General features: G+C 73.1%; 26 protein-coding genes. 15 read left to right on the top strand and 11 right to left on the bottom strand.

From position 1 onward, the window contains the following. Positions 1–53 precede the first annotated feature (53 nt). Positions 54–725 (top strand): TetR/AcrR family transcriptional regulator, encoded by a 672-nt coding sequence (locus H4O22_RS10850; protein WP_182523429.1) that lies wholly within the window; start codon positions 54–56, stop codon positions 723–725. Between the two features lie 5 nt (positions 726–730). On the opposite strand, the gene H4O22_RS10855 is transcribed toward H4O22_RS10850, so the two are convergent. Then, complete coding sequence (locus H4O22_RS10855) at positions 731–1429, bottom strand: VOC family protein (RefSeq protein WP_182523430.1); 699 nt, start codon at positions 1427–1429, stop codon at positions 731–733. Between the two features lie 582 nt (positions 1430–2011). Between H4O22_RS10855 and H4O22_RS20400 the strand changes: the two genes are divergently transcribed. From H4O22_RS20400 to H4O22_RS10865, 3 genes are all read left to right on the top strand, one after another. Further along, on the top strand, positions 2012–2515 hold the full coding sequence (locus tag H4O22_RS20400) for a DUF222 domain-containing protein (protein ID WP_244962926.1): 504 nt from the start codon (positions 2012–2014) through the stop codon (positions 2513–2515). Next, on the top strand, positions 2515–3060 hold the full coding sequence (locus tag H4O22_RS20765; RefSeq protein WP_220451139.1) for an HNH endonuclease: 546 nt from the start codon (positions 2515–2517) through the stop codon (positions 3058–3060). Before H4O22_RS20400 ends, H4O22_RS20765 begins: the two co-directional genes overlap by 1 nt. Positions 3061–3139: 79 nt before the next feature. Further along, positions 3140–3760, top strand: a complete 621-nt coding sequence (locus H4O22_RS10865) for a GNAT family N-acetyltransferase (protein ID WP_220451140.1) — start codon at positions 3140–3142, stop codon at positions 3758–3760. A 114-nt stretch (positions 3761–3874) separates the two neighbouring features. Here the strand turns inward: H4O22_RS10865 and H4O22_RS10870 are convergent, their stop codons facing one another. From H4O22_RS10870 to H4O22_RS10880, 3 genes are read right to left on the bottom strand one after another with little or no spacing between them, the layout of a single operon-like run. Then, entirely contained in the window at positions 3875–4891 is a 1017-nt protein-coding gene (locus H4O22_RS10870; protein ID WP_182523431.1) for a questin oxidase family protein, read from the bottom strand. Between the two features lie 42 nt (positions 4892–4933). Further along, complete coding sequence (locus tag H4O22_RS10875) at positions 4934–5842, bottom strand: hypothetical protein (protein ID WP_182523432.1); 909 nt, start codon at positions 5840–5842, stop codon at positions 4934–4936. Next, positions 5839–6366, bottom strand: a complete 528-nt coding sequence (locus H4O22_RS10880) for a SigE family RNA polymerase sigma factor (RefSeq protein ID WP_182523433.1) — start codon at positions 6364–6366, stop codon at positions 5839–5841. Before H4O22_RS10880 ends, H4O22_RS10875 begins: the two co-directional genes overlap by 4 nt. A 115-nt stretch (positions 6367–6481) precedes the next feature. Here H4O22_RS10880 and H4O22_RS10885 point away from each other — a divergent pair, with 115 nt between their 5' ends. Next, the gene (locus H4O22_RS10885; RefSeq protein WP_182523434.1) at positions 6482–7183 is read left to right on the top strand and encodes a ceramidase domain-containing protein; all 702 of its coding nucleotides are present in this window, start codon (positions 6482–6484) and stop codon (positions 7181–7183) included. A gap of 10 nt (positions 7184–7193) precedes the next feature. Here H4O22_RS10885 and H4O22_RS10890 read toward each other — a convergent pair whose 3' ends face one another. From H4O22_RS10890 to H4O22_RS10905, 4 genes are all read right to left on the bottom strand, one after another. After that, a complete protein-coding gene (locus tag H4O22_RS10890) occupies positions 7194–7808 on the bottom strand; it encodes an FMN reductase (protein ID WP_182523435.1) in 615 nt (204 codons plus the stop codon). After that, positions 7805–8902 (bottom strand): LLM class flavin-dependent oxidoreductase, encoded by a 1098-nt coding sequence (locus H4O22_RS10895; RefSeq protein WP_182523436.1) that lies wholly within the window; start codon positions 8900–8902, stop codon positions 7805–7807. The genes H4O22_RS10890 and H4O22_RS10895 overlap by 4 nt, the downstream gene beginning before the upstream one ends. Before the next feature lie 79 nt (positions 8903–8981). Beyond that, positions 8982–10085: a PP2C family protein-serine/threonine phosphatase gene (locus H4O22_RS10900; RefSeq protein ID WP_182523437.1), complete on the bottom strand. Its 1104-nt coding sequence runs from the start codon at positions 10083–10085 to the stop codon at positions 8982–8984. A gap of 10 nt (positions 10086–10095) precedes the next feature. Further along, entirely contained in the window at positions 10096–11646 is a 1551-nt protein-coding gene (locus H4O22_RS10905; protein WP_220451141.1) for an amino acid permease, read from the bottom strand. A gap of 145 nt (positions 11647–11791) precedes the next feature. On the opposite strand from H4O22_RS10905, the gene H4O22_RS10910 reads away from it, so the two are divergent. From H4O22_RS10910 to H4O22_RS10950, 9 genes are read left to right on the top strand one after another with little or no spacing between them, the layout of a single operon-like run. Further along, positions 11792–12526, top strand: coding sequence for a FadR/GntR family transcriptional regulator (locus H4O22_RS10910; protein ID WP_227466110.1), 735 nt, complete (start codon positions 11792–11794; stop codon positions 12524–12526). Between the two features lie 20 nt (positions 12527–12546). Further along, positions 12547–13908 (top strand): glutamine synthetase family protein, encoded by a 1362-nt coding sequence (locus H4O22_RS10915; RefSeq protein WP_182523440.1) that lies wholly within the window; start codon positions 12547–12549, stop codon positions 13906–13908. Positions 13909–13920: 12 nt separating this feature from the next. Then, complete coding sequence (locus H4O22_RS10920; protein ID WP_182523441.1) at positions 13921–15282, top strand: aldehyde dehydrogenase family protein; 1362 nt, start codon at positions 13921–13923, stop codon at positions 15280–15282. Between the two features lie 29 nt (positions 15283–15311). Continuing rightward, positions 15312–16091, top strand: coding sequence for a 3-oxoacyl-ACP reductase (locus H4O22_RS10925; RefSeq protein WP_182523442.1), 780 nt, complete (start codon positions 15312–15314; stop codon positions 16089–16091). Continuing rightward, positions 16091–16804, top strand: coding sequence for a gamma-glutamyl-gamma-aminobutyrate hydrolase family protein (locus tag H4O22_RS10930; RefSeq protein WP_182523443.1), 714 nt, complete (start codon positions 16091–16093; stop codon positions 16802–16804). The genes H4O22_RS10925 and H4O22_RS10930 overlap by 1 nt, the downstream gene beginning before the upstream one ends. Further along, entirely contained in the window at positions 16801–17583 is a 783-nt protein-coding gene (locus tag H4O22_RS10935) for a glycerophosphodiester phosphodiesterase (RefSeq protein ID WP_182523444.1), read from the top strand. Before H4O22_RS10930 ends, H4O22_RS10935 begins: the two co-directional genes overlap by 4 nt. Then, positions 17580–18545: an alpha/beta hydrolase gene (locus H4O22_RS10940; RefSeq protein ID WP_182523445.1), complete on the top strand. Its 966-nt coding sequence runs from the start codon at positions 17580–17582 to the stop codon at positions 18543–18545. Before H4O22_RS10935 ends, H4O22_RS10940 begins: the two co-directional genes overlap by 4 nt. Positions 18546–18590: 45 nt before the next feature. Continuing rightward, positions 18591–19262: a hypothetical protein gene (locus H4O22_RS10945; RefSeq protein ID WP_182523446.1), complete on the top strand. Its 672-nt coding sequence runs from the start codon at positions 18591–18593 to the stop codon at positions 19260–19262. Further along, positions 19262–19888: a hypothetical protein gene (locus H4O22_RS10950; protein WP_182523447.1), complete on the top strand. Its 627-nt coding sequence runs from the start codon at positions 19262–19264 to the stop codon at positions 19886–19888. Before H4O22_RS10945 ends, H4O22_RS10950 begins: the two co-directional genes overlap by 1 nt. A gap of 27 nt (positions 19889–19915) precedes the next feature. Here H4O22_RS10950 and H4O22_RS10955 read toward each other — a convergent pair whose 3' ends face one another. Then, a complete protein-coding gene (locus H4O22_RS10955) occupies positions 19916–20617 on the bottom strand; it encodes a 4a-hydroxytetrahydrobiopterin dehydratase (RefSeq protein WP_182523448.1) in 702 nt (233 codons plus the stop codon). Positions 20618–20628: 11 nt separating this feature from the next. After that, positions 20629–21318: a nitroreductase family protein gene (locus H4O22_RS10960; protein ID WP_182523449.1), complete on the bottom strand. Its 690-nt coding sequence runs from the start codon at positions 21316–21318 to the stop codon at positions 20629–20631. Positions 21319–21350: 32 nt separating this feature from the next. Between H4O22_RS10960 and H4O22_RS10965 the strand changes: the two genes are divergently transcribed. Beyond that, positions 21351–21713 (top strand): DUF4267 domain-containing protein, encoded by a 363-nt coding sequence (locus H4O22_RS10965; RefSeq protein WP_182523450.1) that lies wholly within the window; start codon positions 21351–21353, stop codon positions 21711–21713. 124 nt (positions 21714–21837) lie between these two features. Here H4O22_RS10965 and H4O22_RS10970 read toward each other — a convergent pair whose 3' ends face one another. Then, positions 21838–22599 carry a sulfite exporter TauE/SafE family protein gene (locus tag H4O22_RS10970; RefSeq protein ID WP_182523451.1) on the bottom strand — a complete coding sequence of 254 codons (762 nt, stop codon included), beginning with the start codon at positions 22597–22599 and terminating at the stop codon, positions 21838–21840. Positions 22600–22602: the final 3 nt, after the last annotated feature.

Raw genomic sequence — 22602 nt, forward strand, 5'->3', positions numbered from 1 at the left:
CCCATCACCGTGAACCCCCGCCCCACCGTCACCCGAGGATTACGATGGCAACCATGACCAGCGAGCCCGCCGCGGTGGACGGCCGCGCCGCGCGCTGGTCGGGCCAGCACGAGCGGCGCCGCGCGCAGTTCGTGGAGGCCGCCCTGGACGCGATCGCCGAGCACGGCCCGGACGTGTCCACCGACCAGATCGCCCAGCGCGCCGGGGTGGCCCGGACGCGCCTGTACAAGCACTTCGCCGGCGCCGCCGACCTCAACCGGTCGATCGCCGCCCGGGCCGTCGAGCTCGTGACCGCCGAGCTGGAGCCGGTGTGGAACCCCCAGGGCTCGCCGATGGAGATGATCAGCACCGCCGTCTCGACCCATCTGCGGTGGCTGACCGAGCACGGCAACCTGTACCGCTACCTGACCAAGCGCTCGCTGTCCGGATCGGCCGACGGTCCCGACGCGGTCACCGACGTCAAGAGCAGCATCGCCCAGCACCTCTCAGCGCTGTTCGACACCTACTTCGAGCTCCTCGGGATCGAGGGCGTCCCGGCCGAGCCCCTCGGCTACGGCCTGGTCGGGTACGTCGACGCGGCCGCCACCCGCTGGCTCGAGCGCCCCGGGGACGTGACCCTCGACGAGATGATCGACCAGCTCACCCGGGCCATCTGGGCGGTCCTCGACGAGATCCTCGAGCGGCACGGCATCGCGCTCGACCCCTCGGACCCGCTCCCCCTCTGAGCCCGTCATCCGCCCCTCGCGCGCACGCGGAACTCGTTCCCGTCCGGGTCGGCGAGCTCCACCGTGTCCGGCAGCTCGGTGAGCACGGTGGCCCCGAGCGCGACCAGCCTCGCCACCTCGGCGGGGTCGGTCGCCTCCAGCTCTAGCCGCTGCCGGTTCCGCCCGCGCTTCGAGTCGTACGGCGGCCCGCCCCACGAGACCTTGGTGCCGCCGTGCGGGGACTGGATCGCGGTCTCCTCGTCCTGGTCCCAGACGAGCGGCCACCCGAGCGCGGCGCTCCAGAACAGGCCAACGTTCCGGCTGCCGTCGCACGTGACCTCGCCGAGGCGACCGCAGCCCGCCAGGAACCCGTTGTCGGGCCCGATCACGCAGAACGCGCCGCCCACGGGGTCGGCCAGCACGACGTGGTCCTCCTCCGGGAGCTGGCCCACGTCGAGGTGCCGGCCGCCGAGCGCGAGCGCCCGCTCGATCGTCCGGGCCCGGTCGTCCTCGCTGGTGCTGGTCAGGTGGAGGTGCAGCCGGGCCGGGCCCTCGGGGTCCGTCGTACCCCCGCCGAACCGCAGTCCCACCTGCGTCGCGTCACCCGGCATCAGGACCCCGCCGTCGTCCTCGACGGCCGCGCGGCCGAGCAGGGCGCCCCAGAACGCCGCGGTCCGGGCCGGGTCGGGGACGTCGAAGGTCACCGCCACCAGGTGCACAGGCATCTGCCCAGGCTAGGTCCAGGGGGACGTCTCGGCGCCAAGTCTGAGGAGATGACGCGCTTCGCCGTCGACCCACCGACCTTCCTGAGGCTCGCGCGCGGCGACGAGCGACCGCGGCGACGCGGAGTACCTCGCCGTGGCCACGCTCCGGGCCGACCGGCTGGTCACCGCCGACGCCGGCCTCGCAGCCGCGGCCTCCGGCATCGTCCCGCTCGCCGGGTTCGAGGACCTGTTCCACGCCTGACGAGAGCGGACCGGGACTGTCGGTGGTCTGCTCTAGATTCGAAGACATGTTCGAACAGGGCGTCTCTGAGCTGGCGGGGTGGGTCACGGCCCTGGCCGATGCGCCCTCGGCTGGCTCGGACGCGGACCGGGTGGATCGGATCCGGCTCCTGGAGGAGCTGAAGTGCGCCGCGGAGGCGTTGCAGGCCCGCGACGCGGTCGACCTGGACGCCTCGGTGCGCCAGGTCCAGCGCGACGCGGGGGTCCCGGCGCGGCGGCTGGGTGAGGGGGTCGCCGCGCAGGTGGGGTGGCCGGCGGGTCTCCCCGGTCCGGGCCTCGAAGCTGCTGGGGTTTGCGAAGGTGATGACCGTCGAGCTGCCGCACACCGCGGAGCTGATGCGTCGCGGGCTGCTCTCGGAGTGGCGGGCCACGATCGTGGCCCGGGAGACCGGCTGCCTCGACCTCCAGGACCGCCGCGAGGTCGACCGGCTGCTGTGCGCCGGCGGGCCCGGGTACGCCCCGGCGATCGAGATGGGCGACCGGGAGCTCGCCGACACCGCCAAGAAGCACGCCTACCGCCTCGACGCCGCCTCGTTCACCGCCCGGGCCGCGAAGGCGGTCGAGGAGCGCACCGTCACGATCCGGCCCGCCCCGGACACGATGACCTGGGTCACCGCCCTGCTCCCGGTCGCCCAAGGCGTGGGGGTGTACGCCGCGCTCCGGGCCGCCGCGGACTCCGCCCGCGCGACCGGTGACCCCCGCAGCCGGGGGCAGGTGATGGCCGACACCCTCGTCGAACGCGCCACCACACGGCCGGGACCGAGGCTGCCGGACCCACGACCCTCCCGGTGGAGGTGCGGTTGGTGATGACCGACCGCACCCTGTTCGCCGGCGACGACGAACCCGCCCACCTCCTCGGCTACGGCCCCGTCCCCGCCGGCTGGGCCCGAGCCCTGGCCGCCGAGGCCCTGGACAAGGCGCAGCTGTGGATCCGGCGGCTCTACACCACCCCGGGCACCGGGACCCTGGTCGCGATGGACTCCACCGCCCGCTGCGCACCCACCGGGTTGGCCCGGTTCATCGAGACCCGCGACCTGGCCACCTGCCGCACCCCCTGGTGCGACGCCCCCGCCCGCGTGATCGACCACGTCACCGACCACCAGCACGGCGGACCCACCACCGGCCCCAACCTCCAAGACCTCTGCGAACGCTGCAACCTCGCCAAGCAGGCCCTCGGCTGGAGCGCCACCACCCGCGCCGGACCCGACGCCCGCGGCCGGCACGTCGTGGACTGGCGGATGCCCACCGGACACCAGCACCCCGCCCGGGCCCCCGACCTCCCCGGCACCGACCACACCCGACCACCCCTCGAGGCCTGGCTCCACGACGTCATCCTCGACCTCGCGGTCTGACTGGGTGTGTCCCTTGGCGGGCCGCGACGCCGGATCCGCCTACAGAACGTCTTTCGGCTCGCGTGGGACGATGCGGCCCGTGAACGAACGAGTCGATTCCGTCGACGGCGAGGATCGCGGATCCGCGCCGCCCGCGGTGCGTGCCAGTCCTTGGCCTGTGCGGATGGGCACCTTGCTCTTCCGAGAGGCCACGGAGGCAGACATCGAGGCTTTGCAGTCCATCCGCAATGACTCTGACGTCAACCGGTTCATGGTGCGCACCTACGTCGATCCAGACGATCTCAAGCACGAATGGCTAGGGGTGCCCGACAGCGCGACGGACTATTCCTGTGTCGTGGAGCGACATGGACAGGTCGTGGCCATGGGGTTCCTCGACATTGTCGATGGCGCCGGTCAGCCGGGCCACCCCACCGGCACCGACGGTGTGATCGGCTACATCGTGCATCCCGAAGCCGCTGGTCAGGGCGTCGGCCGTGCCACTGCTCGTGCCCTGCTGCAGGCGGCCTTCGACGGGCTCGGCCTGCGCCGGGTGACCGCCGGTGCGAATCTCGACAACGTCGCGTCTGTGCGTGTGCTCGAACAGGCGGGCATGCGCCGCGAGCGCCACGCGGTCGAGGCACTTTGGCACCGCGAGCTCGGATGGTTGGACGAGGTGGAGTACGCGATGCTCGAGCACGAATGGGGGGCGCGAACTCCGTAGGTTCACGCACCGTCATCCGAAAGGGGGCCAGTCCGCGCGGCTCCCGCGGTGCCTACGCAACTCGCCCCAGCCAAGAGGGACACACCCAGTGAGAGGCCTGTCCGCGACGTACGCCTACGCGGGATCGACGAGGCGGGCTGCCCGCTCGACGGCCGCGAGCGCGAGGTCGTCCCCGGTCCACGAGTACGTGTCGAGGGCGGTGTCGGCCAGCTTGATGACGTGCTCGTCGCCGTGCTGGGTGGCTCGGTCGAACGCGTCGGCGGCGGTCGCCGGGGGCGTGGGCGGTGCCGCACCGGTCGCGGGGCTGTAGGCGGCATGGATCGCGGCAGAGGCGGACCATGCGGCGGCGGCGCTGGCAGCCCACTGGTCGCCGGGCAGCGAGGGCAGGACGCGCAGGACTGCGTTCGGGGCCGTCGCCGCGTGGACGAGCATCACCGGATTGCCGTGGGCGTGGGTGGCGTATCGCCGTACGGCGGCGTTCACCACGTCGCGAAGGAATCTCTCCCCATCGGAGGAAGCCGCGATGGCTCGCTGTGCCTCGGCCCAGCCGTCCACGTGCTCCAGCTGCGCGAGCCGGGACCCGATCCCCCCGACCTGATGAGGAATCGACGGCACGGCCGCGACAGCGGCGTTCGCGCTGAGGGGACCGCCCGGGCTGGCGGCACCGGGCACCGGCTGCCAGCGCGCCGCCCAGTAGCCCAGCCCCTGAGCCAGCTCGGCGACCCGTGCCGGCGTCTCGCCCTCGTCGCGCAGGACACGGACCGCGTGCCCGACCCGGATCACTCCGTGCGTCGCTCCCGCAGCGATGCCAGGGACGAGCCGGGGCCACCAGGTGTGGAGCACGTGGGTCCAGGGATGCTCCCGGAGCTCCTCCTCGAACCAGCCGAGCCAGTCGCCCAACCGCTGTGGGTCACCCAGGGCCGCGCGCCAGTCATCGATCCTCCCGGACCGGCCGGGGGCGCCTTCCAGGCGCCGACAGTAGCCGTCGAGCCACGCGGAGATCCGGTCCTCGTGTCCATGGCGGGCGAGGGCCTCGGCTGCCATCGGGCCGTGGTTGCTCAGCCAGCCGTCGAACTCCGGTCCAGTGGACCGGAGACGGTCGTAGGCGTCGTCGAGGCCCGCGTGGGTCATGCCAGCATTCGACAACCTCCACCAGGGTCCAGGTCAAGAGCGTCAGCTGATCCACACCGGATCGGCGACGATCTCGCGGACCTGGTCCAGGGTGAGCGCGGGCTCGTCGGCCGGGTCGTGGACCGTGAGCGGGCGGTCCGCCCGGGTGCCCTCGGCGACGTAGAGCTCCACGTGCCCACCGTCGGGACCGGCAGCCACGGCCATGAAGTAGGTCCGGTCGGTGGGCTGCTCCCGACCGTCCACGATCGTCTCCTCGGCGTGCTCGGTGACGACGCCGACGAGCGTGCCGTCGTCGGACCGGATCTCCTCACAGGCCAGGTGATTGGTGAGCTCCTCGCAGGGCTTCACCGCCTGCATGGGCTCATTGGCTCCACCGCCGCAACGCCCCAGCCGGCTGACCTCTTCGAGGGTCCGCACCGGGCCCAGGACGCCCGGGGGCGGCAGCAGGGTGAGGCTGGCGAAGTCCGCGTCGTCGCCGGCGACCAGGTTGCCCTCCCACATGCCGGTCACGGGCTCCTCGGAATCGCCGATCCGGGTGCCCTCGGGCAGCAGGGCCGACAGGTCGGCCTGGATCTGCGTCGTGGGCTTGCTCCACCATCCGGTCCCCGTCGCGCCGCACTCGTCGACCGCGGCTCCCCCGGTGCCGGGCGGTGCGGTGGTGGGGCTCGCGGAGGTCGAGCTCGTGGCGGCGGGGTCCGCGGCCATCGTGGGTCCAGAGGGGTCCTGCCCCCGCTCCGGCCCGTCGGTGGCGAACGTCGGGACGGCGAGCACGAGGGCGGTGGCCGCGGCGATGCCGCCGGCGGCGTAGGACAGGCGGCGGCGGGTGCGCTGCCGACGTCCTCGCGCCATCGCGCGGGCGGCGACGTCGGGCGCGCGCAGACCGCCGACGGCGCGTTCCATCCGCTCGCTGAGGTGGGGGGCAGGTCCGTCGAAGGGGTCGAGGTCGTTCATCGGGCGCTCCTGGGGATGTCGAGGTCGTCGGCGAGCAGGTCGCGCAGCCGGCGCAGGGCCCGGCTGGCGCGGTTCTTCACTGCGGCCTCGGTGAGGTGCAGGTCCGCGGCCGTGGTCGTGACGCTGTGGTCGTGCCAATAGCGCAGGACCACCACGGCGCGGTCCAGCGGGGCGAGCTCGGCCAGGGCCGCCATCAGCGTGACCCGGTCGGCGAGGTCCTCCGACGGCGTGGCGGTGCCGGCGGCGTGGTGCTCGGGCAGCTCCCCCATGGGCAGCTCGCTGCTGCGGCGCAGTCGCCGTTCGGAGAGGAACGCGTTGAGCAGGATGCGGTGGGAGTAGGCCACCGGGTCGTCGGTGGTGCGGAGCCGGCGCCAGCCGGCGAACATCTTGGCGAGCGTGGTCTGCAGCAGGTCCTCGGCCGCGTGCGGCGAGGTGGTCAGCAGGTAGGCGCTCCGGTAGAGCCGGTCGGACTGCTGGGACACGAACTCGGTGAACTCAGCGTCGTCTCGCCTGCTCCCTCGCACGGTGCCTCCTTTCGATCGAGCGGGCCGTACGTAGAGAAGACGCGCCCAGGCGTCGATCTGGTCTCACCCGGCTTCGGACACGCTGGTCCGTGGACACAGCGCCTAGCCTGCCCCCGTGACCTGGGCCGACGTCATCGACAGCTACTGCGAGCGGACCGACGCGGGCTACTGGTCCGAGCCGCTCAACGCGCTGTCCAACCTGTCGTTCATCGTCGTGGCGGTGGTGACGTGGCGCATGGCACGCGCGGCCGATGACAGGCCCGCGCTCCTCCTGGCACTGTCCGCCGGCTCCATCGGTCTCGGGTCCTACCTCTTCCACACGCACGCGACCCGCTGGGCCCTGCAGGCGGACGTGTGGCCGATCAGGGTCTTCGTGCTCCTGTTCATCGGGTTCGCCGTGGTCCGCTTCTTCCACGCGCCGTGGTGGGCCGGCATGGCCGCAGCGGCCGGATTCGTCCTGGCGACCGTGGCGACCCTGGCGGCTGCCGGTGTCGTGGGCTTCACGGCGAACGGGTCGATCGGGTACGCCCCGATCCCGGCGGCCATGGCGCTCATGGCAGTCCTCGTCGCGCGCCGCGACCGCCGCGCCGCGCTCGGCATGCTCCTGGGCGCCGCGACCTTCGTCCTCTCCCTCGCCCTGCGGACCGTCGACCGCGAGCTCTGCGCGAGCCTGCCGCTCGGCACCCACGTCGGGTGGCACCTGCTCAACGGCGTGGTGATCGCCACGATGATCGTCGTGTTCATCGGACGGGGCCGAGTCGACGTGAGCGCGCAGCGACGCTCGCCCGGATCGGCTCGGCTGGTGGAGCGGGGCTGACGACCTGGCGTCAGGCCTGCGAGGCCCGGCGGAGCAGCTCCTCGAACGGCGTGGGGTCGGCGAGCTCGTCGTCGACCGAGCGCCGGCGGTGGGCCGTCCCGCTCGCGTCGACCTTGCCCGCGAGGGCGGCGAGCTCGCCGGCGGCGCGCTGGATGCGGTCCTCGAGACCCGCGTCGCCGAAGTCGTCGGTGGCGGCGAACACGCCGGTGGGGACCACGACCGCGCGCTGGTAGGAGAAGAGCGGACGCAGGGCGTGGTCCAGCACGAGGGAGTGGCGCGCCGTGCCGGCGGTCGCGGCGATCAGCACCGGCTTGCCGTCGAGCGCACCGGGCTCGAGGACGTCGACGAAGGTCTTGAACAGGCCGGAGTACGACCCCGAGTACACCGGAGTCACGACCACCAGGCCGTCCGCCCCGCGCACCGCCTCGATCGCCTCCGCCAGCTCGCCGGTGGCGAAGCCGGTCAGCAGGCGGTCGGTGAGCTGGTGGGCGAGGTCGCGCAGCTCGATCCGCGTCACCTCGGCCTCGCCAAGGGCAGCGGTGGTCGCCTCGGTGAGCCGGTCGGCCAGCAGGCGGGTCGACGACGGCACGCTCAGGCCGGCGCTGACCACGACGATCCCGGTCATGCCGACACCTCCTGCAGGGCCGCGGCCTCGGCCTTCGCCAGCAGCGAGGCGTGCGTGGGCGCGTCCGGCACGTGCGCGGGGCGACCCTCGGCGAAGCCGGCGCGCATCGCGGGCAGGATCTCGCCGAGCAGGTCGAGCTGCTCGAGCACCGTCTTGAGCGGCAGCCCGGCGTGGTCGACGAGGAACAGCTGGCGCTGGTAGTCCCCGACGTACTCGCGGAAGGACAGCGTCCGCTCGAGCACCTGCTGCGGCGAGCCGACGGTCAGCGGCGTGGCCTCGGTGAAGTCCTCCAGCGACGGGCCGTGGCCGTAGACCGGGGCGTTGTCGAAGTACGGACGGAACTCGTCCACCGCGTCCTGGCTGTTGGGCCGCATGAAGAACTGCCCGCCGAGCCCGACGATCGCGGTGTCGGCCGGTCCGTGGCCGTAGTGCTCGAAGCGGCGGCGGTAGAGCTCGACCATCTGCTGGGTGTGCGCGGCCGGCCAGAAGATGTGGTTGTGGAAGAAGCCGTCGCCGTAGTACGCCGCCTGCTCGGCGATCTCGGGGCTGCGGATCGACCCGTGCCACACGAACGGAGGTACGCCGTCCAGCGGGCGCGGCGTGGAGGTGTAGCCCTGCAGCGGCGTGCGGAACCGGCCCTCCCAGTCGACGACGTCCTCGGTCCACAGGCGGCGCAGCAGGCCGTAGTTCTCGACGGCGAGGTTGATGCCCTGCCGGATGTCCTTGCCGAACCACGGGTAGACCGGGCCGGTGTTGCCGCGGCCCATCATCAGGTCGACGCGGCCGTCGAGCAGGTGCTGGATCTTCGCGTAGTCCTCGGCGATGAGCACCGGGTCGGTCGTCGTGATCAGCGTGGTCGCGGTGGAGAGGATGATCCGCTCGGTCCGGGCGCCGATGAAGGCCAGCGTCGCGGTGGGGTTGGAGGCGATGAACGGCGGGTTGTGGTGCTCGCCGGTGGCGAAGACGTCGAGCCCGACCTCCTCGGCGTGCTGGGCGATCGCCACCGTCGCCTTGATCCGCTCGTTCTCGGTCGGCGTGCGTCCGGTCGTGGGGTCGGGGGTGACGTCCCCGACGCTGAAGATGCCGATCTGCACAGCTGCCTCCGGTTGTCGTTGAATCCCGAACTACGCCGTCAACCTCCCCGACGGGTCCGGTATTCCCCCGGCGCGGGGGTCACGGGGTCCGGGCGAGGATGAGGACGGCGCGGTCGTCGTCCCCGCGGTCGACCTTGCGGATGATCCGGCGGGCGGCGCCGTCGAGGCCGGCGGCCATCGCGTCGCGCCCGGTGGTACGCAGCCACGCGATGCCGGTGTCGAGGTCGTTGTCGCGCGACTCGACCACGCCGTCGGTGTAGAACATGAGCGCGTCACCGGGACGGAGCACGCCGGCGCTGGCGTGCAGGTCGGGCTCGGGGTCGATGCCGAGCATCGTCCCGCGGGCGTTGTCGATCATCCACTCCTGCGCCTGGGCGTCCCAGCGCAGCGCGGGCGGATGGCCGGCGCTGACGATGCCGTACTCCCCCGACCGCAGGTCGACCAGCACGTGCACCGCGGTCGCGAAGCTCTCGTCGGCCGTCTGGCGGAGCAGGAAGTCGTTCGCGGCCCAGAGCAGCTCGCGCTGCGGCAGGGCGCCGATCAGGCCGCCGAGGGCGCCCGAGAGCTGCAGCGCCCGCGGGCTGGCCGCGACGCCGTTGCCGCACACGTCGACCAGCACCATCTCGAACTGCTGGCCGTCGCGAGCCAGGTCGGCGACCAGGAAGTCCCCGGCGTACCCCACCCCGTGGGCGGCGATCATCGACGACTGCGAGCTCCAGCCCGGCGGCAGCGGCGGGATCGTGCCCTGGGCCTTCTGGAGCTCGCGCAGGTCGGCGAGCATCGCCTCGCCCAGCGCCGCCGGCAGCCCCGAGCGCTGGCGGCTGGACTGGAACAGGATCAGCGCGACCGAGAGCCCCAGCGTGACCAGGGCGGCGACCCGCGCGCCGCTCAGCGGGGCGCTGGTGAGCGTGGCCGTGACGGCGGCCGCCGAGGTGACCGCCGCCAGCACCGCGAGCGGCCGGAACCGCAGGAGCAGCATGCCGAGGAGCAACCAGAGGAAGTACGCCGTGATCGGCATCAGCGAGTAGTCGATCATCGAGACGACGAACGAGACCGCGACGCAGGTCAGCAGCACGTAGAGGACGAGCTTCTGGCTCTGGCGCGACCCGGTGCGCCAGCCCAGCACCCGCTCGTGGGCGTAGCGCGAGAACCGGTCGCTCCATCGGTCCAGCGCTCCGCTCACCTCGGGGAGCCTAGGGCACGTCGCCCCCCGCGCCCGAGCCATAGTGCTCGACGGCCGGGTCGCGGTGCAGCCCGCCGCTCATCGCGTACTCCTCCTCCGGGGAGAGCACCAGGCGGTGGCGTCCCCAGATCGCGAACAGCACCAGCGCCACGGCGTACAGCACCGCGATGGCGATGATCGCCTCCCGGAAGTCGGGATTCAGGAACAGCCCGACGAAGGTGACCGCGGCGATGATCCCCGCCACCACGGCGCCGGCGACGCCCACCGGGCTCTTGTACGGGCGCTCCGCGGTCGGGAAGTTCCGCCGCAGCAGCACGAAGGACACCATCTGCAGGATGTAGGCGAGGACCGCGCCCCAGACGGCGATGTTCAGCACGATCGCGTTCGCGGTCTCGGCGAGGTCGTCGCTGCGGGACGCGATGAAGTCGACCAGCACGAGGACGGCGAACCCGATCACGGCGCCGGCGACCAGCGCCGCGAACGGCGTCTTGCGCTCGCCCGTGACCGAGAGGAACTTCGGGTAGTAGCCGGCCCGCGAGAGCGAGTACATGTTCCGGCCGTAGGCGAACATGATCCCCTGCAGGCTGGCCAGCAGGCCGATGAGCGCGAAGACCGAGAGGGCCGCGGCCCAGTCGTCGGAGAGGAACGCGCGGAAGCCGTCGAGCAGAGGCTCGTCGGAGGCGCCGACCGCGGCGGCGCCGGTCACCGCCGGGTTGAGGAACAGCACCAGCGCGCCGCAGGCGACCAGGGTGATCAGGCCGATGATCCCGGCGCGCGGGATGTCGGTGGCCGGGTCGTGCGACTCCTCGGCGGCCAGCGGGAGCTCCTCGATGCCGAGGAAGAACCACATCGCGAAGGGCAGCGCGTACAGGACGCCCTCCCAGCCGAACGGAAGGAACCGGCTGTTGTCGCCCTCCGGCGCGATGTCGTCGAGCGAGCCGAAGTCGACGGCGTCCTGGGCGAAGGCGAGGACCGCGAAGAGCACCAGGATGCCGATCGAGATGACCGCGACGACGATCGCGAACTTGAAGGACAGCTCCGCCCCCACCGAGTTCAGGGTCACGAAGGCGACGTACAGCAGCAGCCACCAGATCCACATGTGGTCGCCGAGGTCCAGCCCGACGAGCTCGTCGGTGGCGGCGTTGGCGTACCCGGCGGAGAAGAGGACGATCACGCCGGTGGTGAAGACGTACTCGATGGTCTCGGCGAGGCCGGTGACGAAGCCGCCCCACGGGCCCATCGTCGCGCGGGCGAAGGAGTACGCGCCCCCGGTGTGCGGCATTGCCGCCGACATCTCTCCGATGGAGAAGAGCATGCCGAAGTACATGACGACGATGATCACGGCGGCGATGAGCAGGCCGCCCCAGCCGGCCTCGCCGATGCCGTAGTTCCAGCCCGAGAAGTCACCGGAGATGACGGCGGCCACGCCGATGCCCCACAGGCCCCAGAACCCGGCGCTGCGCTTGAGCTGGCGGGCCTCGAAGTAGCCCTCCGCCGCCTGTGAGTAGGTCACGCCCGGGCGGCGCTGCCGGCCCTGGGGGGTGCTGGTGTCCTCGGCCACGGTGGCTCCTCTCGTCGTCCTGGTCCCGGAAACTAGACCCGGGTGCGGATCGCTGTCGAGGGTCCGGCACGAAGAAGGTCTGAACTCAGACCAATATGTAACGCGCCGTTGACGCGGACGGGCGCCGACTCCGAGGATGTGCCGCATGACCGCCGCCCCCGCGTCCGGACTGCCCGAGGCGGTGCTGCGGCCGGTGCGCGGGCACCACGCCTTCGAGGCCTGCGTGGAGCGGCTGGCGACCGCGATCCGGCTGGGCGTCTACCCCCTGGGGTCGGTGCTGCCGCCCGAGCGCGAGCTCGCGGCGCGCCTGGAGGTCTCCCGGGCGACCCTGCGCGAGGCGATGGCCGCCCTCCGCCAGGCCGGACTGGTCGAGACCACCCGCGGCCGTGGCGGCGGCACCGTGGTCACCCTCCGCCCGCGTACGCCGTCCGCCCGCGCCGCCGCCCGGATCACCCCCGAGCGCCGGCGGGACTGGCACGACGCCCTGGAGTTCCGCCGCGTCGTCGAGCCGGGCGCCGCCGCGCTGGCCGCGAGCCTGCCGCCCGACCCGGCCGCCCGCCGGCAGCTGGAGCGCGCGCTCGAGGACGTCACGGAGTCCGGCAAGCCCGCGGCGCACCGGCAGGCCGACTCCCGGTTCCACCTGACGATCGCGACGCTGAGCGGCTCCCCGCGGATGGTGGAGGCGGTCACCTCGGTGCAGGCCACTCTGCACGAGATGCTGCTCGCGATCCCGGTCCTCGACGCCAACATCGCGCACTCCGACCGGCAGCACGCCGCCGTCGTCCGCGCGATCCTCGGCGGCCGGCCCGAGCTCGCCCGCCGGGCGATGGAGGAACACTGCGACGACACGGCCGCGCTGCTGCGCGGCCTGGTGGGCTAGGGAACGGGACGGGGATCGGGATGGACCTGCGCAACGAGCGGCACCTGGCGATGGACGACCTGGTCTGGCGGATCACGCAGGGCGAGATCGACACGGTGATCGTGGCGTTCGCCGACATGCAGGGCCGGCTCCAGGGCAAGCGCCTGCACGGGCGCTACTTCGCCGACCACGTGGTGGGCCACGGCACCGAGGGCTGCAACTACCTGCTCGCCGTCGACGTCGACATGAACACCGTCGACGGCTACGCCATGTCCTCGTGGGAGAAGGGCTACGGCGACATGGAGTTCGTCCTCGACGAGCGCACCATCCGGCTGCTCACCCACCTGCCCGCCACGGCGATGGTGCAGTGCGACCTGGTCTGGCCCGACCACACGCCGGTCGTCCAGTCCCCGCGCACCATCCTGCAGCGCCAGCTGGACCGCTGCGCCGAGCACGGCTGGGCGGCGGTGGCCGGCACCGAGCTGGAGTTCATCGCGTTCGACACCTCCTACGAGGCCGCCCACGACGCGGGCTACCGCGGCCTGACCTCGGCCAACCAGTACAACGTCGACTACTCGATCCTCGGCACCTCCCGCGTCGAGCCGCTGCTGCGCGCCATCCGCAACCACATGTACGACGCCGGGCTCGACGTCGAGGGCGCCAAGGGCGAGTGCAACCTCGGCCAGCACGAGATCGGCTTCCTGTTCGCCGACGCGATGACCACGGCCGACAACCACGTGGTCTACAAGAACGCCGCCAAGGAGATCGCCGCCCAGCTGGGCCGGTCGATCACCTTCATGGCCAAGTACGACGAGCGCGAGGGCAGCTCCTGCCACATCCACCTCTCGCTGCGGGGCACCGACGGCGACCTGGTGTTCTGGAAGGACGGCGCCCGCACCCCGCTCTACGACCACTTCGTGGCCGGCGTGCTCGCGACCATCAGCGACTTCACGCTGCTCTTCGCCCCGAACATCAATTCCTACAAGCGGTTCGCCGACGGCTCGTTCGCGCCCACCACCATCGCGTGGGGCCTGGACAACCGCACCTGCGCGGTCCGGCTGGTCGGCCAGGGGGCGGGCGCCCGGATGGAGAACCGGGTGCCGGGCGCCGACGCCAACCCCTACCTCGCCCTGGCGGCGATGATCGCCGGCGGCCTGCACGGGATCGAGAACGAGCTGCCGCTGGGCGAGGAGCTCGTGGGCAACGCCTACACCTCCGGGCTGCCCAAAGTCCCGGCCACGATGACCGCCGCCCGCGAGACGTTCGCGACCTCGGCGGTGGCCCGGGCCGCCCTGGGCGACGAGGTCGTCGACCACTACACGAACATGGCCGACGTGGAGCTCGCTGCCTACCAGGCGGCGGTCACCGACTGGGAGCTGCGCCGCGGTTTCGAGAGGCTCTGAGAGGCTCTGGAGATGTCCGAGCTGCACACCGTGCTCAACCCCGCCACCGCCCGGCCGCTCACGGAGGTGGCGCTGGCCTCGGTGGCGGACACCGACGCGGCCATCGCGGCGGCCCACGAGGCGTTCGCCTCCTGGCGTGCCGTCGGGCCCGGCGAGCGCGCCGCGCTGCTGCGCCGCTTCGCCGCGGTCGTCGACGCCCACGTGGACGAGCTCGCCGAGCTGGAGGTCCGCAACGCCGGGCACACCTGGGGCAACGCCCGCTGGGAGGCCGGCAACGTCCGCGACTGCCTGAACTACTACGCCGGGGCGCCCGAGCGCCTCTTCGGGCGACAGATCCCGGTGGCCGGCGGCACCGACGTCACCTTCCACGAGCCGCTCGGCGTGGTCGGCATCATCGTCCCCTGGAACTTCCCAATGCCGATCGCCGGCTGGGGCTTCGCACCGGCGCTCGCGGCCGGCAACACCGTCGTGCTCAAGCCGGCGGAGCTGACGCCGCTGACCGCCGTACGCCTCGGCGAGCTGGCGCTCGAGGCGGGCCTGCCCGAGCACGTGCTGACGGTGCTGCCCGGCGCCGGCGCGGTCGTCGGCGCGCGGTTCGTGACCCACCCGCTGGTGCGCAAGGTGTGCTTCACCGGCTCCACCGCGGTCGGCAAGCAGATCATGGCCGGCTGCGCGGAGCAGGTGAAGCGGGTGACCCTCGAGCTGGGCGGCAAGAGCAGCAACATCGTCTTCGCCGACACCGACCTCGCCGCCGCGGCGGCCGCGGCGCCGTCCGCGGTCTTCGACAACGCGGGCCAGGACTGCTGCGCCCGCTCGCGGATCCTCGTCGAGCGGTCGGCGTACGACGAGTTCCTGGCGCTGCTGGAGCCGGCGGTGCAGGCGTTCCGCGTGGCTGATCCCGAGTCGACCGAGGACGCCCAGATGGGGCCGCTGATCTCCGCCCGGCAGCAGCAGCGGGTCCGGTCCTACCTCGACGAGGTCGACGTCGCCTTCGCCGGCGCGGCCCCCGGCGGCGACGGCTACTGGGTGCCGCCGTCGGTGGTCACGCTCCACGACCCCGGCGCCCGGATCTGGCGCGAGGAAGTCTTCGGACCGGTCGTCGCCGTGATGCCCTTCGACGACGAGGCGCACGCCGTCGAGCTCGCCAACGACACCGAGTACGGCCTGTCCGGCTCGATCTTCACCTCCGACCTCGGCCGCGGCCTGCGCGTCGCCCGCGCCGTCGAGGCCGGCAACCTCTCGGTGAACTCCCACTCGGCGGTGCGCTACTGGACGCCGTTCGGCGGCTACAAGGCCTCCGGCCTCGGCCGCGAGCTGGGACCCGACGCCCCGATGGCGTTCACCGAGGAGAAGAACGTCTTCATCGCCCACTGAATCGCCCAGTGACAGGAGCTCGCACCACCATGGCAGGACGCATCCAGGACCGGGTCGCGGTCGTCACCGGGGGCTGCTCGGGCATCGGGCTGGCCACGGTCCAGCGGTTCGTCGAGGAGGGCGCCAAGGTCGTCGTCGGCGACATCGACGACGAGCGCGGCCACCAGCTGGTGGGCCAGCTCGGCGGCACCGACCTGCTCACCTACGTCCACGTCGACGTCACCGACAAGGACCAGGTCGACGCGCTGTTCCGGACCGCCAAGGACACCTACGGCTCGGTGGACATCGCGTTCAACAACGCGGGCATCTCACCGCCCGAGGACGCCTCGATCCTGGACACCGACCTCGACGCCTGGCGCCGGGTGCAGGAGGTCAACCTCACCAGCGTCTACCTGTGCTGCCAGGCCGCGCTCCCCCACATGCTCGAGCAGGGCAAGGGCTCGATCATCAACACCGCGTCGTTCGTCGCGGTGATGGGAGCGGCCACGTCGCAGATCTCCTACTCCGCCTCCAAGGGCGGCGTGCTGTCGATGACCCGCGAGCTCGGCGTGCAGTTCGCGCGCCGCGGCGTACGCGTCAACGCGCTCTGCCCCGGACCCGTGAACACCCCGCTCCTGCAGGAGCTGTTCGCCGCGGACGCCGAGCGCGCCGCCCGGCGGCTCGTGCACGTGCCGATGGGGCGGTTCGGGGAGCCGGAGGAGATGGCGGCGGCGGTGCTGTTCCTCGCCTCCGACGACTCCTCCTTCATGACCGCGAACACCTTCCTGGTCGACGGCGGCATCTCCGGCGCCTACGTCACCCCGCTCTGATGGTCACCCCCGTCATCGGCCTCACCACCTACCGCGAGGACGCGGCCTGGGGGGTGTGGCGCCAGCGCGCCGACCTGCTGCCCACGCAGTACGCCGCCGCGGTGGAGGCCACGGGCGGGGTGCCAGTGCTGCTGCCCCCGCAGGCGCAGGACGGGGCGGCGGAGGCGGTGGTCGGCCGGGTCGACGGGCTGGTCGTGACCGGCGGGGCGGACGTCGACCCGGCGCGGTACGGCGCGGAGCCGCACCCCCGCACCGCGGGCTGGCGCCCCGACCGCGACGGCTGGGAGGCCGCGCTCCTCGACGCCGCGGAGGCCGCGGGCCTGCCGGTGCTCGGCGTCTGCCGCGGCATGCAGCTGATGGCGGTGCACGCCGGCGGCGTCCTGGACCAGCACACGCCGGACGTCGTCGCGCACGAGCAGCACAGCCCGGGCGGCGACGCGTTCGGGACGATCGCGGTCGCCACGGAGCCGGGCTCCACGGTCGCCGCGCTGGTCGGCGAGCGGCTCGAGGTCCGCTGCCACCACCACCAGTCGGTGCGCTCACATCCCGGGTACGTCGCAGCCGCGCGGGCCGAGGATGGCACGCTGGAGGCCATGGAGTCCCCCGGGAACCGGTTCTGCGTCGCCGTCCAGTGGCACCCCGAGACGGTCGAGGACGTCGGCCTGCTCGCCGGCCTGGTCCGCGCCGCGGCGGCGTACGCCGCGCAGCGGTGAGGCCGCGCCCCGAGGTCCTGCTCAGCGCCCACCGGTGCGGTGCGGGCGGCGACCGGGCCCTGGAGAACACCCGCACCTCGCTCGACCGGGCGCTGGAGACCGGCGTGGAGTACGTCGAGTTCGACGTGCACCGGTGCGGTGACGGCACCCTGGTGCTCTTCCACGACGACTGGGTCTGGGTCGACGGCGAGAAGCGCTGGGTGCGCGACGTGACCTTCGACCAGCTCGCCGCCGGAGCGCCGCACTTCCTGCGCTACGAGGAGGTGCTGGTCGCGCTGGCCGGGCGTGCGAAGGCGCACATCGACCTCAAGTTCGCCTCCCCCGGCGGGGAGCACGAGATCGCCGCGGTGGAGCGGGCGGTCGAGGTGCTCGGCCCCGAGCAGATCATCGTCACCACCCTCGACGACCGGTCGGTCCGCGCCGTCCGGTTGTGGTCCGACGAGCGCGGCCTCCCGATCCTGACGGGGCTCTCCCTGGGCCGCCGCGTCCGGGGCCTGCCGGTGCGGACCGCCGTCCGGATCCGGCTCTCCGAGCTGCTCCCCCGGATGCGCTACCGCGCCTCGCTCGCCAACCTGATGGTCGCCAACCACACGCTCGCCCGGTTCGGGATCGCCCGCTTCGCGCGCCGGCGCGGGCTGCCGCTGCTGGTGTGGACCATCGACACCGAGAAGTCGATGCGCTACTGGCTCAAGCCCGGGCGCGCCTGGCTGGTGACCACCAACCACCCCGACCGGGCCCTCGCGATCCGCGAGCGGCGTACTGCCAGACTGCGCGCATGAGCGCCCGCGACCCGCAGCCGGCCGTCACCGACGTGCTGGGCGAGCCGTACCTCGCCGAGACCATCGAGCTGCCCGACGACGACGAGGGACCGGTCGTCGCCACGCTGGTACGCCGCGGCGCCACGCCGACCTCGCGCCGCGCCGTGCTCTACGTGCACGGCTTCGCCGACTACTTCTTCCAGACCGCGTTCGCCGACTGGTGGGCCGAGCGCGGGTACGACTTCTACGCCCTCGACCTGCGCAAGTACGGCCGCTCCCTGCGCGAGCACCAGACCGCCAACTACATCACCGACCTCACCGAGTACTTCGCCGAGATCGACGAGGCCTGGCGGCGGATCACCGAGCGCGACGGCCACGACCACGTGGTGGTCGCCGCCCACTCCACCGGCGGGCTGACCACCTCGCTGTGGGCCGACGAGCGCCGGCCGGACGCCCTGGCCGGGCTGGTCCTGAACTCCCCCTGGTTCGACATGCAGGGCGGGATGCTGCTGCGCACCGTCGGCACCGTCGTCGTCAAGCAGGTCGGCCGCCGCCGGCCGCTGCGGGAGATCCCCCGCAAGGTCTCCGGCTTCTACGGCCGCAGCCTGCACCGCGACCACGACGGCGAGTGGGACTTCGACCTGACCTGGAAGCCGCTGGAGTCCTTCAGCGTGTACGCCGGGTGGCTGCGCGCGATCCGCACCAGCCACACCCGCCTGCACCGCGGCCTCGCCGTGCCGTGCCCGGTGCTGGTGCTGACCTCCGGTGCGTCGGCGCAGCCGCTGGAGATGGGTCCCGACGTCCACGGCCACGACATCGTCCTCGACGTCGCCCAGATCCGGCGCCGGGCCACCGCCGTCGGCACGCACGTCACCTACGTCGCCATCGAGGGGGCGCGCCACGACGTGGTGCTCTCGCTGCCCGAGCCCCGCGCCCGCGCGTACGACGAGCTCGGACGCTGGCACGCGGCGTACGTGGACTGAGCCGATCCGCTGCGGAGCGGCGGTCGATTCGCGGAGGATGCTCCCGTGCTCCGACGCCTCCTCCTCGCGCCGCTCCTCGCCGGGCTGCTCCTGCTGCCGACGCCCGCCGCCCACGCCGACACCTGGGAGGGCGCGGACGCCTCCGGTGACGTGCACGCCAGCACCTACCAGCCCGAGCCGCCGCCCTGCGGCACCTACACCGACGAGGTCCGCCCCGAGGAGTCGTCGCACGACATCGTCCGGCTGGCGGTGACCCACCGGCGCGCCGCCGTACGTCTCGTCGTCGACTTCCGGGACCTCTCGCGCCGCGGCCAGCACTCGACCGACCTGTTCCTGCGCACGGCGGCGACCACCTGGGAGCTCGACGTCAGCCGTGACCGGCGCCGCGGCAAGACGCGGACGTTTCTGGCGCGAGCCCCGGACTACGAGGCGGCCGCCGAGGACGCCAACGAGTGCGGCATGTACTTCGTCAACTCGGGCGGCCCCGAGTGCCCGGGACTGGAGGCGCGCGTGCTCCCCCGTCGCGACCGGGTGGTCGCGGTCATCCCCCGCTCCTGCCTGCGGAACCCGCGCTGGGTGCGCGCCGCGGCCACGGCGTACGGCGACGGCAGCGGCGACTCGACGCTGCACGACCGGTGGGTGCCCGAGGGCCGCGCGGACAACGACCGGGTGATCGGCCCGATGGGCCCCCGCGTCCGGCGCGGTGCCGCCTCGTGATGCGCTTCCTGCTTCTCGCGCCGCTGCTCGTGGCCGGCCTGCTCCTGCCCGCGCCCGCCCAGGCCGCGGTGTGGACGGGCACCGACGACACCGGCGACGTCGTCGGCACCACCTACGACCCCGAGCCGCTGCCCTGCGGGACGGTGACCCGGCACGACGGCTCGGCACGGACGCACGGCGACCTGGTCCGCGTGCGGGTCCGGCACGGACGTGACCGGCTCCGGATCACGACCCGCTATGCCGACCTCCGCCCCGGAAGGGCACTGACCGTGGCCCACGAGGTGCGCACTCCCGGCCGCGACTTCGTGGCCGGGGTGATGACGTCACCCGGCAGGCGGCCCAGCACCTGGTGGTACGACGCCGCGGCCGAGTCGACCGACTCGTGCGGCATCACCAGCGGCACCATCATCGGCGGCGGCGGCGTGACGTGCCCGAGCCTCCGCGAGGCGGTCTCTCTCCGGCGCGACCGGGTCCGGCTCACCATCCCCAGGGACTGCCTCGAGGCCCCGCGCTGGGTGCGGGTCGACGCGTTCGCCGGCCACGAGGCCGATGCCGTCTGGTACGGCGACCGCTGGGGCGAGCCCGGCGGGCGGTGGAGCCCGCGCCTGCGTCCCGGTCGCCCCTGAGCCGCGCGCGTCGGCCGGGTCGGCGGGTCAGTCCTGCGTCGCCGCGGACACGTCGACGCAGACGACGCCCCGGTTGCCGTCCTGGTCGGCGATCACGGTGAGAGCGGGTGCGTCGCTGTCGTCGACGACGATCCCGCCCGCGGCGACGGCGGCGGCGATCCGCTGCTCGGCCGCCTCGGGGGCCACGTAGACCTCGAGGTGGAACCGCTGCGCCGAGGCCTCGTCCGCGTCCCCGAACCACAGGTTCGGCACGCGGCCCGTGGCGTCCCGGACCTCGTCGCTGGGGCTCCCGCGGCCCTGGGACTCCGCGCTCCCGGTCAGCAGGAGGGCCCACACCGGGGCGATCGTCGCAGAGCGCGCCGTGTCGAGCCCGAGCTCGATCTCGCTGACCGAGGCCGGGTCGGCGTCGACCGCGTGCTCGGCGGCGATCTTGGTGATCCGGCGCGCGAGGTCGACGTCCTGCTGGGTCACCCACTCGACGACGTGCTCGGTGCCCTCGTCGTCGCGGTAGACGGCGTCCTCGGTGACCAGCTCGAGGTCGACGTACCCCGTGCCCATCGACACGCGCGGGTGGTGGCCCAGCGCGTCACCCGCCTCGCCCACCGCGGCGACGAGCCGCGCGCCGGCGCCGAAGTCATCGACCAGGTAGCGAGCATGAAGTCCCTGGGCCAGCTTGCGCCAGTCGGTCAGGCCGGCCTCGGCGATCCGCTCGCCCCTCAGCATGTCCATGCGTCGTGACCCTAGCCCCGATCCCGCCGCAGCGCCCCGGTCAGAAACGGCTCACCGTCGAAGCGCTCCCGGGTGACGAACTCGCCGACCTCGACGCGCCGGAGCCTGGTCACCTCGCGGACCGGCCTCCCGAGCGGGACCACCGCCGCCAGCGCGTAGTGCCCCGGGACGCCGAGCAGCTCCAGCACGGCCGGCTCCTCCGCGACCGCCATCGTCGTGATGGTGCCCCCGAAGCCCTCGGCGCGTGCGGCGAGCAGGACGTTCCAGACCAGCGGGTAGACCGAGGCCCCGGAGACCAGGCCGACCCGGTCGAGGTGCTGGTCGGTCGCCGCGACCAGGTCGAGGTCGACGAGGACCACCAGCACTGCGGCGGCGGTCAGGACCGGCCGGGTGAACGACTCCGGCACCGGCGTCGCCGCGATCTCCTCCGGCGTGGGGAGCGGGGGCTCGAGCGGGTTCCACGGGCTCTGGCCGGCGCCGATCTGCGCGACGTACCGCCGCACGGCGGGCTCGTTCAGCTCGGCGAGCCGGGCCCGGGTGGCGGCGTCGCGCACCACCACGATCCGGGTGCCCTGGCGGTTGCCGCCGCTCGGCGCGAACCGGGCGTGGTCGAGGATCCGGTGCAGCACCTCGTCGGGCAGCGGGTCGTCGGTGAACTCGCGGACCGCGGGGGTCGTCCGCATCGCGTCGTAGAGGTCCATGACAGCGAGACTGTCACGCTAGGGTCCGGGCCATGAATCCTGTGACCGGACTGTCCCTGGGCCGCATCGCCATCGGGGCCGTCGCCCTCGCCGACCCGCACCGCGCCGGGACGATGTTCCAGCTCGACCCCCAGCTCAACCCGCAGCTGACGTACGTCACCCGGCTCTTCGGCTCGCGCGAGGTCGTCCTCGGCGCCGCCACCCTGCTGGCGACGGGCAAGGCCCGGCGCAACCTGGTGCTGCTCGGGATCCTGGTCGACGCCGCGGACGCCGGCACCGGCTACCTCGGCATCCAGGACGGCTCGGTCACCCAGAAGACCGGCGGCGCCCTCATCGGGCCCGCCGTCGGCGCGATGCTGGCCGGCGTGCTGGGGCTCCGGACGAAGCGGTCCTGACCGACCAGTGGACCTCCCCGCGTGACGCCAGACAGGCAATAGGTCGTGTGAGCCGCGTCGAGCGGCGTGCGGGACCGGCGAGATCGGGACTATTGCCTGTTTGACGGTACGCCGCGCGCCCCGGTCAGAGCAGGAAGCCCGCCATCGCGACCAGGCCGACGACCACGATGACGGCCCGGAGCGCGGCGGGGGGCAGCCGGCGCCCGAAAGCGGCGCCGAGCTGCGCGCCCACCACCGACCCGACGGCGATGAGCAGCACGATCCACCAGTCGACGTCGGCGACGACGACGAAGACCAGCCCCGCGACGCCGTTCACGATCGCCGCCAGGACGTTCTTGACGGCGTTCAGGCGCTGCAGCGACTCGTCGATGCCGATGCCGAGGACGCCCATCAGGATCACGCCCTGGGCGGCACCGAAGTAGCCGCCGTACACACCGGTGGCCAGGGTGGCCGGCCAGGTCCACCGCGGGTCGGGTCGTACGCCGGCCGCGGCCCGCCGTCGCGACGCGACCGCCCGCGAGATGCGCGGCTGGAGGAGCACCATCAGCACGCCGACGCCGATCAGCACCGGCACGACGGTCTCGAAGGCGTCGGCGGGCAGCACCAGCAGCAGCACCGCGCCCACCACGCCGCCGATCAAGGACGCGCTCGCCAGCCGGAGCACGCGGGCGCGCTGGCCGACGAGCTCGCGCCGGTAGCCGATCGCGCCCGAGACCGAGCCGGGCGCCAACCCGATGTTGTTGGAGACGTTGGCCGTCACCGGCGGCACGCCGAAGGCGAGCAGGGTCGGGAACGTGATCAGCGTTCCCGACCCCACGACGGTGTTGATCCCACCGGCGGCGACGCCGGCGAGCAGGATCGCGGCCGCCTCGAGCAGGGGCGGCACCGG

Source organism: Nocardioides dongkuii (genome assembly GCF_014127485.1).
GTDB classification, from domain to species: Bacteria; Actinomycetota; Actinomycetes; order Propionibacteriales; family Nocardioidaceae; genus Nocardioides; species Nocardioides dongkuii.

What these genes read in the sequence shown, in the direction of transcription:
- H4O22_RS10850 (WP_182523429.1), top strand. Translation starts at nt 54, where the DNA reads ATGACCAGCGAGCCCGCCGCGGTGGACGGCCGCGCCGCGCGCTGGTCG.
- H4O22_RS10855 (WP_182523430.1), bottom strand. Translation starts at nt 1,429, where the DNA reads ATGCCTGTGCACCTGGTGGCGGTGACCTTCGACGTCCCCGACCCGGCC.
- H4O22_RS20400 (WP_244962926.1), top strand. Translation starts at nt 2,012, where the DNA reads ATGACCGTCGAGCTGCCGCACACCGCGGAGCTGATGCGTCGCGGGCTG.
- H4O22_RS20765 (WP_220451139.1), top strand. Translation starts at nt 2,515, where the DNA reads ATGACCGACCGCACCCTGTTCGCCGGCGACGACGAACCCGCCCACCTC.
- H4O22_RS10870 (WP_182523431.1), bottom strand. Translation starts at nt 4,891, where the DNA reads ATGACCCACGCGGGCCTCGACGACGCCTACGACCGTCTCCGGTCCACT.
- H4O22_RS10875 (WP_182523432.1), bottom strand. Translation starts at nt 5,842, where the DNA reads ATGAACGACCTCGACCCCTTCGACGGACCTGCCCCCCACCTCAGCGAG.
- H4O22_RS10890 (WP_182523435.1), bottom strand. Translation starts at nt 7,808, where the DNA reads ATGACCGGGATCGTCGTGGTCAGCGCCGGCCTGAGCGTGCCGTCGTCG.
- H4O22_RS10910 (WP_227466110.1), top strand. Translation starts at nt 11,792, where the DNA reads ATGACCGCCGCCCCCGCGTCCGGACTGCCCGAGGCGGTGCTGCGGCCG.
- H4O22_RS10915 (WP_182523440.1), top strand. Translation starts at nt 12,547, where the DNA reads ATGGACCTGCGCAACGAGCGGCACCTGGCGATGGACGACCTGGTCTGG.
- H4O22_RS10920 (WP_182523441.1), top strand. Translation starts at nt 13,921, where the DNA reads ATGTCCGAGCTGCACACCGTGCTCAACCCCGCCACCGCCCGGCCGCTC.
- H4O22_RS10925 (WP_182523442.1), top strand. Translation starts at nt 15,312, where the DNA reads ATGGCAGGACGCATCCAGGACCGGGTCGCGGTCGTCACCGGGGGCTGC.
- H4O22_RS10930 (WP_182523443.1), top strand. Translation starts at nt 16,091, where the DNA reads ATGGTCACCCCCGTCATCGGCCTCACCACCTACCGCGAGGACGCGGCC.
- H4O22_RS10940 (WP_182523445.1), top strand. Translation starts at nt 17,580, where the DNA reads ATGAGCGCCCGCGACCCGCAGCCGGCCGTCACCGACGTGCTGGGCGAG.
- H4O22_RS10950 (WP_182523447.1), top strand. Translation starts at nt 19,262, where the DNA reads ATGCGCTTCCTGCTTCTCGCGCCGCTGCTCGTGGCCGGCCTGCTCCTG.
- H4O22_RS10955 (WP_182523448.1), bottom strand. Translation starts at nt 20,617, where the DNA reads ATGGACATGCTGAGGGGCGAGCGGATCGCCGAGGCCGGCCTGACCGAC.
- H4O22_RS10960 (WP_182523449.1), bottom strand. Translation starts at nt 21,318, where the DNA reads ATGGACCTCTACGACGCGATGCGGACGACCCCCGCGGTCCGCGAGTTC.
- H4O22_RS10965 (WP_182523450.1), top strand. Translation starts at nt 21,351, where the DNA reads ATGAATCCTGTGACCGGACTGTCCCTGGGCCGCATCGCCATCGGGGCC.